Origin of the sequence: Oricola indica (genome assembly GCF_019966595.1) — a bacterium.
GTDB classification, from domain to species: Bacteria; Pseudomonadota; Alphaproteobacteria; order Rhizobiales; family Rhizobiaceae; genus Oricola; species Oricola indica.
In genome coordinates, this window is the sequence record NZ_JAINFJ010000006.1 from 235,528 (window position 1) to 243,363 (window position 7,836).

Annotated in this window: 8 protein-coding genes and 1 pseudogene; 6 read left to right on the forward strand and 3 right to left on the reverse strand. The window is 60.6% G+C overall.

Annotated features, from left to right (window positions below; genetic code table 11):
* Nucleotide 1: 1 nt before the first annotated feature.
* The 3 genes from LC343_RS16840 to LC343_RS16850 all read right to left on the reverse strand — a co-directional run bounded on the left by LC343_RS16840 (nt 2) and on the right by LC343_RS16850 (nt 3,203).
* On the reverse strand, nt 2-892 hold the full coding sequence (locus LC343_RS16840) for a carbohydrate ABC transporter permease (RefSeq protein WP_223478343.1): 891 nt from the start codon (nt 890-892) through the stop codon (nt 2-4).
* An 84-nt stretch (nt 893-976) separates the two neighbouring features.
* Nucleotides 977-2,236: an ABC transporter substrate-binding protein gene (locus LC343_RS16845; RefSeq protein WP_425419996.1), complete on the reverse strand. Its 1,260-nt coding sequence runs from the start codon at nt 2,234-2,236 to the stop codon at nt 977-979.
* Nucleotides 2,237-2,576: 340 nt separating this feature from the next.
* Nucleotides 2,577-3,203, reverse strand: a complete 627-nt coding sequence (locus LC343_RS16850; RefSeq protein WP_223478323.1) for a TetR/AcrR family transcriptional regulator — start codon at nt 3,201-3,203, stop codon at nt 2,577-2,579.
* 92 nt (nt 3,204-3,295) lie between these two features.
* Here LC343_RS16850 and LC343_RS16855 point away from each other — a divergent pair, with 92 nt between their 5' ends.
* The 6 genes and pseudogenes from LC343_RS16855 to LC343_RS16880 form a co-directional block, all read left to right on the forward strand.
* The gene (locus LC343_RS16855) at nt 3,296-4,492 is read left to right on the forward strand and encodes a Tm-1-like ATP-binding domain-containing protein (protein ID WP_223478324.1); all 1,197 of its coding nucleotides are present in this window, start codon (nt 3,296-3,298) and stop codon (nt 4,490-4,492) included.
* Nucleotides 4,492-5,328: a phosphoenolpyruvate hydrolase family protein gene (locus LC343_RS16860; protein ID WP_223478325.1), complete on the forward strand. Its 837-nt coding sequence runs from the start codon at nt 4,492-4,494 to the stop codon at nt 5,326-5,328. The genes LC343_RS16855 and LC343_RS16860 overlap by 1 nt, the downstream gene beginning before the upstream one ends.
* A gap of 4 nt (nt 5,329-5,332) precedes the next feature.
* Nucleotides 5,333-5,749 (forward strand): cupin domain-containing protein, encoded by a 417-nt coding sequence (locus LC343_RS16865; RefSeq protein ID WP_223478326.1) that lies wholly within the window; start codon nt 5,333-5,335, stop codon nt 5,747-5,749.
* Nucleotides 5,750-5,755: 6 nt separating this feature from the next.
* The gene (locus LC343_RS16870) at nt 5,756-6,931 is read left to right on the forward strand and encodes a M24 family metallopeptidase (RefSeq protein WP_223478327.1); all 1,176 of its coding nucleotides are present in this window, start codon (nt 5,756-5,758) and stop codon (nt 6,929-6,931) included.
* An 18-nt stretch (nt 6,932-6,949) separates the two neighbouring features.
* Nucleotides 6,950-7,576: a DJ-1/PfpI family protein gene (locus LC343_RS16875; RefSeq protein WP_223478328.1), complete on the forward strand. Its 627-nt coding sequence runs from the start codon at nt 6,950-6,952 to the stop codon at nt 7,574-7,576.
* Between the two features lie 114 nt (nt 7,577-7,690).
* A pseudogene (locus tag LC343_RS16880) lies at nt 7,691-7,836 on the forward strand (sugar phosphate isomerase/epimerase); the annotation flags it as partial.

Sequence of the window (7,836 nt, forward strand, 5' to 3'; positions counted from 1 at the left end):
CTCAGCGCGCCTTTGCCTTGTTGAGATACTTCACGTAGATGTTGGTGATCGCGACCACCATTATCAGGACGATGTAGGCGAAGGCGGAGCTCAGGCCCGTCTGCCACTCCAAGAACGCCATCTTATAGAGACGGATCGCGATCAGTTCGGTCGTCGGCTGCGACGAGAGAATGTAGGCGTGGTCGAATGTCTTGAACGCCTCCATGGTTCGGAAAATGATCGCGATCATCAGGATCGGCGCGACCAGCGGAAGCGTGATCCGGAAGAAGGTGTAGAAGGGTCCAGCGCGGTCGATCTCCGCCGCTTCGTAGAGATGCTTCGGCACGGCCGACAGGCCCGCCAGCGACAGCAGCATCACGAAGGGCGACCACATCCAGATATCGACGAGAGCGACTGCGTAAAGCGCGACCTGAGGATCCGCCAGCCATTCGAATTTTCCGAGACCGAGGAAATAATTGATGATGCCGAAGGACGGATCGTAAAGCAGCTTCCAGAACAGGCCGACGACGGCCATGGAGAGCATCATCGGCAGCAGCAGCAGCGTGGTAATCAATCCCTTGAAGGGAATTTGGCGGTTCAGGAGCATCGCGAGCCCGAAGCCGACCACCACCTGTCCCGTCACGGAGATCAGCACGTATTTCGCGGTGATCGTGAAATTGCGCCAGATGAAGGGGTCGTTGAGCAACTCGCGGTAATTGGCCAGTCCGACCCAGTTTGCCGGCGCCGTGGTCGAAGCGCGGAAATCGGTGAACGATGTCCAGAGCGAATACAGCAACGGAAATACGTTGAAGATAATCAAAAAGGCGATCGTCGGAATGATGAACAAGTTCCGGATCGTGAGGTCGGAAAACCCGCGCGAAGCGGCGCGGCTTCCCGGCTCAAGCCTGGTCATAACGTCTGTCACGGTTTGTCGCTTCCTGGCTGGGAACTGGCGGGCGCCAACAGCGCCCGCCGCTTAGTCAGATGATCAGCCGGCTTATTCGGTGCGGCCGTATTTCTTGAACGTATCGACCCAGTCCTGGGCAAGCGCATCCAAGGCTTCTTTAGCCGTGCCCTCGCCACCGACGACATAGGGGTAAATGCGCTGGTTGGCCGCCGTCAGGAGCTCCGCATATTCCGGAACAGCCCAGAAGTCCTTCACCTTGAACATGGTCTGGTAGAAGGCCTCATTGTACGGGGTGGCCTGCCGGAACTCCTGGCTTTCGAGGGTCTTGGCATGCGCGGTGTAACCGCCCAGTTCTGCCCAGCGCTTCTGCACATCGTCCTGAATGAACCACTCGAGGAACTTGTAGCTCTCATCGATATTGTCGGAGTACGAGACGATCGATATCCCCTGACCGCCGAGCGCTGCATACTGGTCGCCGTCCGGCCCGGCCGGGTTGGCGAAGAAGCCGGTATTGGCTGCATTCGGGTTCGTCGCCGGGTTCACCAGAGCCGGGAAGAAGGCGAAGTAGTTCATCGACATCGCCGCCAGACCTTCGGTGATGGCCTGGTTGTTCTCGACAAAGAAAGTCTTCGACCAGCCCGGAGGCGTGTACTGGTAAAGCTGGCGATAGGCTTCCAGCGCCTGTACAGCCTTATCGGAGTTGAGAATGCCCTCAACTTCGTAGGTCTCGTAGTTTCCGAGCTCGGCGCCATAGGAGAACAGCGCGTTCTCGACGCCCATGACAAGGCCGTCATAGGAGTTGTCGGTGTAGATCGCGATGCCGTAGCGGTTCTCATCGGGGCGATGGAAGAACTCGGCAATGTCGAGCAACTGCTGCCAGGTCTCCGGAACGGCGAGCGGATAGCCATACTTGGCCTCGAACGCCTTCATTTCCTCCGGATCTTCGAACCAGTCCTTGCGATAGGACCAACCGACGGCGTCGCCCTCGGCGGGGATCGCCCAGTAATTGCCAGAGTTGCCCGGATATTCGGCGTAGTACTTGACCGTCGCCGGAGCCATCACGTTGCCGAGATCGTGCTTCTGGAAGAACTCGGTCAGGTCAACATAGTGGCCGCCTTCGGACGCGGCGCCCAACCACTGGCTGTCGCCGACGATCATGTCGTAGGCCGAGCCCCTGGCGTTGAACTCCGTGAACGCCTTGGTCTGGAAGTCCTGCCAGGGCGTAGTTTCCACCGTGACCGTGACGCCTGTCTCGGCTTCATACTCGTTGACGAGTTCCTGCAGGTAATTGGCCGGATCCCACTCCGCCCAGAAGATTGTCAGTTCCTGCGCTGACGCCGCAGGCACCATGAACGCAAGCGCCGCTGCTCCAGCGAGCAGCCGGTAAACATATCTTTTCATTTCGGTTTCCTCCCATTTGATCTGCTTGGTAGTCGTGGACTGCTGGTATTCTCCCGTCTCTCCTCCGATCGACCGAAATTCATCGTCGTCGCGATAACAATTTTGGTATTACCAGATTGCCTGGGTTGTCAAGGTTGTGTTTAACTTGCCGCATGCACGCGGGCGACCTGAAAAACCAATGAGACATAAGCTTTTTTTCGCATATGAAGCAGGCAATGCGGACGTCGCTTCCGCAACTGTCGGCCGTGCTATCGTCACAACAGGTATTGCATATCTGGCCGGACCAGTTTCAACTTTCCTCATTGCCATCGCCACCCGCTTCCCGCATCGCGGCCTCTATCATCGCCTGCGCGGCCCAAAGCGCCGTGCTTTGCGCCTCGTCGTCGCTCAAGCCCCAAATGTCCCTGAGAACAATCATCGCCTCGACACCAAAAGTCAGGGACAGCGCACGGATCAACCGATCGGCTTTCCCTTTCGGCAGTCCGAGGTCGCGGATTGCGCTGGCGAGCAACTGTCGCCTATGGCCGCGGCCAAGCGTGGCGTCGGCGCCGTCGGCCTCGAGGGATTGACGCAGTGCCGCGCGGAACGTGGCCTCGTGCTCATAGAGCCTCGGAAAGGCGGCCGCATAGAGCGCAGTGATGCGATCGCTGCCGTTCATCCGATCTTCCCAATCCAGGATCGGGCCCAAGGCCTCGGCCACGACGGCGCGCACCATGTCGGACCGGTTCGGGAAATATCGGTAGGCGGTCGAGCGCGAAACGCCGGCGGCTTCCGCGACCTCGCTGACCGACGGAGACATGCCATCGCGCATCATCGCATTGGCCGTCGAAACCATAAGGGAATGTGTGCGCGCCGCGGCTCCCTTGAGCGGTTTGGCTTTTTCGGCAGCTTCATCTCGTTGACGCGGGACTGTCATCCCAATATGGTACTCCAGTCCCATTCAGGGTCAAGGCGGTTTTTCAAACGGCCGCCGATAGACAGGCCGCGACGTCAGGGGAGGAGCTTGCGTTGCGCGTGATTCATGTGGTCGGCACGGCCGACACAAAGGGCGAGGAACTCGCCTATCTCAGGGATCTGATCGCGGCTGACGGCCAGCAGGCGGTGATTGTCGATATCGGCACGCGCGCGCCGTCGATTGCGGTCGATATTGCCGCCGAAGACATCGCGTCGTGCCATCCGGACGGAGAGGGGGCAGTGCTCGGCGGTAGCGACCGAGGCGCGGCTGTCTCGGCGATGGGCACGGCATTCGCAGAATGGTGCCGGCGGCACTCGGGTGAGATCTCGGGCATGATTGCGGTCGGTGGCGGCGGCGGGACGTCAATGGCGTGCGCGGGGATGCGGGAATTGCCCTATGGCGTCCCTAAGATCATGGTCTCGACGCTCGCCTCCGGGGATACTGCGCCCTACGTGGGAACGTCCGACATCGTGATGGCGCCTTCGGTGACCGACATCGCCGGACTGAACCAGCTGAGCCGCGTCATTCTCTCGAACAGCGCGCATGCCTTGGTCGGGGCGATATCCGCTTCGTCTCCTGCAGCAGTGGACGACAAGATCGCCATCGGGCTGACTATGTTCGGCGTAACGACCGCCTGCGTGAACGCCATCACAGAGCGCCTCGACGAGCGTTACGATTGCCTGGTATTCCACGCAACGGGAACCGGCGGGCGGTCGATGGAACGGTTGCTCGAGCAGCAATTCATGTCGGGCCTGGTCGACATCACGACGACGGAAATCGCCGACCTGCTGTTCGGCGGCGTCCTCGCCGCCGATCCTGACAGGCTTGATGTTGTCGCACGCACCGGCGCGCCCTGGGTAGGCTCCGTCGGTGCGTTGGACATGGTCAATTTCTGGGCGCCGGATACCGTACCCTCGAAGTATCGCGGGAGAACGTTCTACGAGCACAATCCGAACGTGACGCTGATGCGGACGACCGCAGAAGAAAACGCGGATATGGGCCGGTGGATCGGCCGGAAGCTCAACGCTTGCCATGGCCCGGTGCGGCTTCTCCTGCCCGAAAAAGGCGTCTCGGCGCTCGACATCGAGGGCGGCGCATTCTGGGATCCGGAAGCCGACGCGGCGCTATACGACACGCTGCGCGACACGATCGAAGACAAGGCGCGTCTGGTCTTCCTGCCGTGCCATATCAACGACCCGGCCTTCGCGGAGGCCGCGGCCAACACCTTTCAAGACCTTATGGAGCCCTGATGTCAGCCATTCCTCGCAAGACAATCCTGGACCGTTTCCACGCGATGATCGCGAAAGGCGAGCCGATCATCGGCGGCGGCGCGGGCACGGGCCTTTCGGCAAAGGCGGAAGAGGCTGGCGGGATCGATCTCATCATCATCTACAATTCCGGGCGGTACCGCATGGCGGGGCGCGGCTCGGCCGCCGGACTGCTCGCCTACGGCAACGCCAACGAAATCGTGAAGGAGATGGCGGTCGAGGTTCTGCCGGTCGTCAAAAAGACCCCGGTGCTCGCCGGCGTGAACGGCACAGATCCCTTCATTCTCATGCCACGGTTCCTCGCCGAGTTGAAGGACATGGGCTTTTCGGGAGTTCAGAACTTTCCGACCGTCGGCCTGTTCGATGGCACCATGCGCCAGAGCTTCGAGGAAACGGGCATGGGCTTTGGGCTGGAGGTCGACATGATCGCCGAGGCGCACGCCCAGGACATGCTGACCACCCCTTATGTCTTCAATCCCGACGAGGCGATCGCAATGACGAAGGCTGGCGCCGACATCATCGTCGCGCATATGGGCGTGACCACAGGCGGCACCATCGGCGCGACGTCGGCGAAGACGCTGGATCAGTGTGTCGAGGAGATCGACGCCATTGCTGCGGCCGCGCGCTCCGTGCGCAAGGACGTGATCATGCTCTGCCACGGCGGGCCGATCTCGATGCCGGACGACGCCGCCTACGTACTTAGGAATGCCGACCGGATCGACGGCTTCTACGGCGCGTCGTCGGCCGAGCGCCTGCCCGCAGAACGCGCCATCGCGGAGCAGATCCGGGCGTTCAAAGATGTCACCGCGAAAGGATAATCCCATGACCGACGTGAAGGACCTTTACAAATATCCGGAAGCTGTCGACGCCTACGGGTTCGACTGGGGGCAGTTATCCGTGACGCTTGGGCCGCAGGCGAATGGCGCGAAACAGTTCTCGGCCGCGGTCGTCACTGTGCCGCCAAGACAGGGCCATGCCCGCCACAACCATCCGGGCTCGGAGGAGATCATTTTCATCCTCAAGGGCGAAGGCGAACAGATGGTCGAGGACGAAAACGGCAACCCGCATACCGAGACGGTGAGGCCGGGCTGCACGATCTTCATTCCGGAAAGCCGCTATCATTCGACGCTGAACACGGGAGACGGGGAGATGCAGATCTTCGTTGTTTATTCCCCGGCCGGCCCTGAAGAGCTGTTGAAAGAGCTTCCGGATTTCCACCTGATCCCGGCGAAGGGGTAAGCACCCATGGAAGACCTTGCTACCAACGCCCTGCCGTATGATTTCGGGCATCTCGACGATCTGATGGAAAAGGCTGGCATCGACGTGCTGCTCGCCACGTCGAAGCACAATGTCCAGTATCTGATGGGCGGCTACCGTTTCATCTTCTTTTCCGCGATGGATGCGATCGGTCATAGCCGTTATCTGCCGATCGTCGCCTATGTTAAGGGCGCGCCGCGAAAGACCGCTTACGTCGCCAACAAGATGGAGGGAATGGAACATGCCAATCGTCCCTTCTGGACACCGCATTTCTTTCCGGTCGCATGGGGCACGCGTGACGCCATGGCGCAGGCGATCAAGCACCTGAAAGCCGAGGGGCCGGCCTCTCCGCGGATCGGCATCGAACCGGGTTTCCTTCCGCTGGATGCGGCGCGGGATCTTGAGGCGGCCTACTCGAACGCTCCGCTCATCGACGCTTGCGGCGTGCTCGAACGACTGCGTGCGGTCAAGTCGCCGAAAGAACTGGCGATGCTCAAGGATGCGTCGGAACGTATCAGCGCTTCGATGCAGGCGACCGTCAGATGGGCGCGCGAAGGATCGACGAAAAAGGAAATCATCGACCGGCTTCGCGCCGAGGAATCGTCGCGTGGCCTCCAGTTCGAATACTGCCTCCTGACGCTGGGCGCGTCGCACAATCGGGCCTCCTCCGATCAGGCTTGGGCTGCGGGTGAAGTCCTGTCGATCGACTCCGGTGGTAATCTGGACGGCTATATCGGCGACATATGTCGCATGGGCGTTTTGGGGGAGCCGGATACGGAACTGGAGGATCTGCTGGCAGAAATCGAAACCGTTCAGCAGGCCGCCTTCTCAAAAATCGCGGCTGGCGCCAAAGCAGGCGATCTTATCGAAGCCGGCGAAGCCGAACTTGCAAAACAGCCTAACGCGACTTGCACCGACTTCTTCGCGCACGGCATGGGCGTCATCACTCATGAGGCGCCTTTCGTCATGACGAACCACCCCGTTGCTTACGAAGGAATTGATCGTGACGAGCCGCTGAAAGCGGGCATGGTGCTGTCGGTCGAAACGACGATGCTTCATCCGACACGCGGCTTCATCAAGCTTGAAGATACGCTCGCTGTGACGCAGAGCGGGTACGAACTCTATGGAGGCGAGGGTCGTGGCTGGAACCGTGGTGGAAGATAACAAGGGAAGGAGATAGACATGAACGGCAAGCGCATTCTCATGCTGATCGGCGAATATTCGGAGGAGTACGAGATTTTCGTCGTGCAGCAGGCCCTGGAGGCCGTCGGCCACACGGTCGATATCATTTGCCCCGAAACGAAAAAGGGCGACCGGGTAACCACGTCGGTGCACGATTTTGGCCCCGGCGTGATGACCTGGACCGAACACAAGGGCCACGCCATTGAGGTGACGCAGGATTTCGATACGACGAAGACCGACGGATACGACTCGGTCTATGTCGCCGGCGGGCGCGGCCCGGAATATATCCGCACCTACGAGCGAGTCCGCGAGATCGTTCGCGAATTTCATCGCGACGACAAGCCGATCGCGGCGATCTGCCATGGCGTTCAGGTGTTGGTAGCAGTGCCCGAGGTGATCAAGGGCAAGCGGGTAGCCGGGCTCTTCACGACCCGCCCGGAAGTCGAACTGACAGGCGCGACCTATGTGCCGATCGGCGGCAAGGACGCCTTGCGCGACGGAAATCTTGTGACCGCGGAAGGTTGGACGGCGCTTGCGGCTTTCATCCGGGAGTATCTTGGCGTCCTGGGAACGGAGATCATCCACCACCCCATCGGCCAGACCCAGGGCATGCAGGCGGCGGAGTAACCGGAGCGCCTGCAACGGCATCAGAACCGGCGTCGTGCACCGATACGGCGTCGGCTACGTCACCAACTAGCTCTGCAAATCGCAGACCAGACAATCGAGAGTTGAGGTTTCACCATGAAGACCATCAAGGGCCCGGCCCTGTTCCTTGCCCAGTTCGCCGGAGACGAGGCGCCGTTCAACTCTTGGGCGTCGATCACGAAATGGGCCGCCGATTGCGGCTACAAGGGCGTGCAGGTTCCGAGTTGGGACGGACGCCTGAT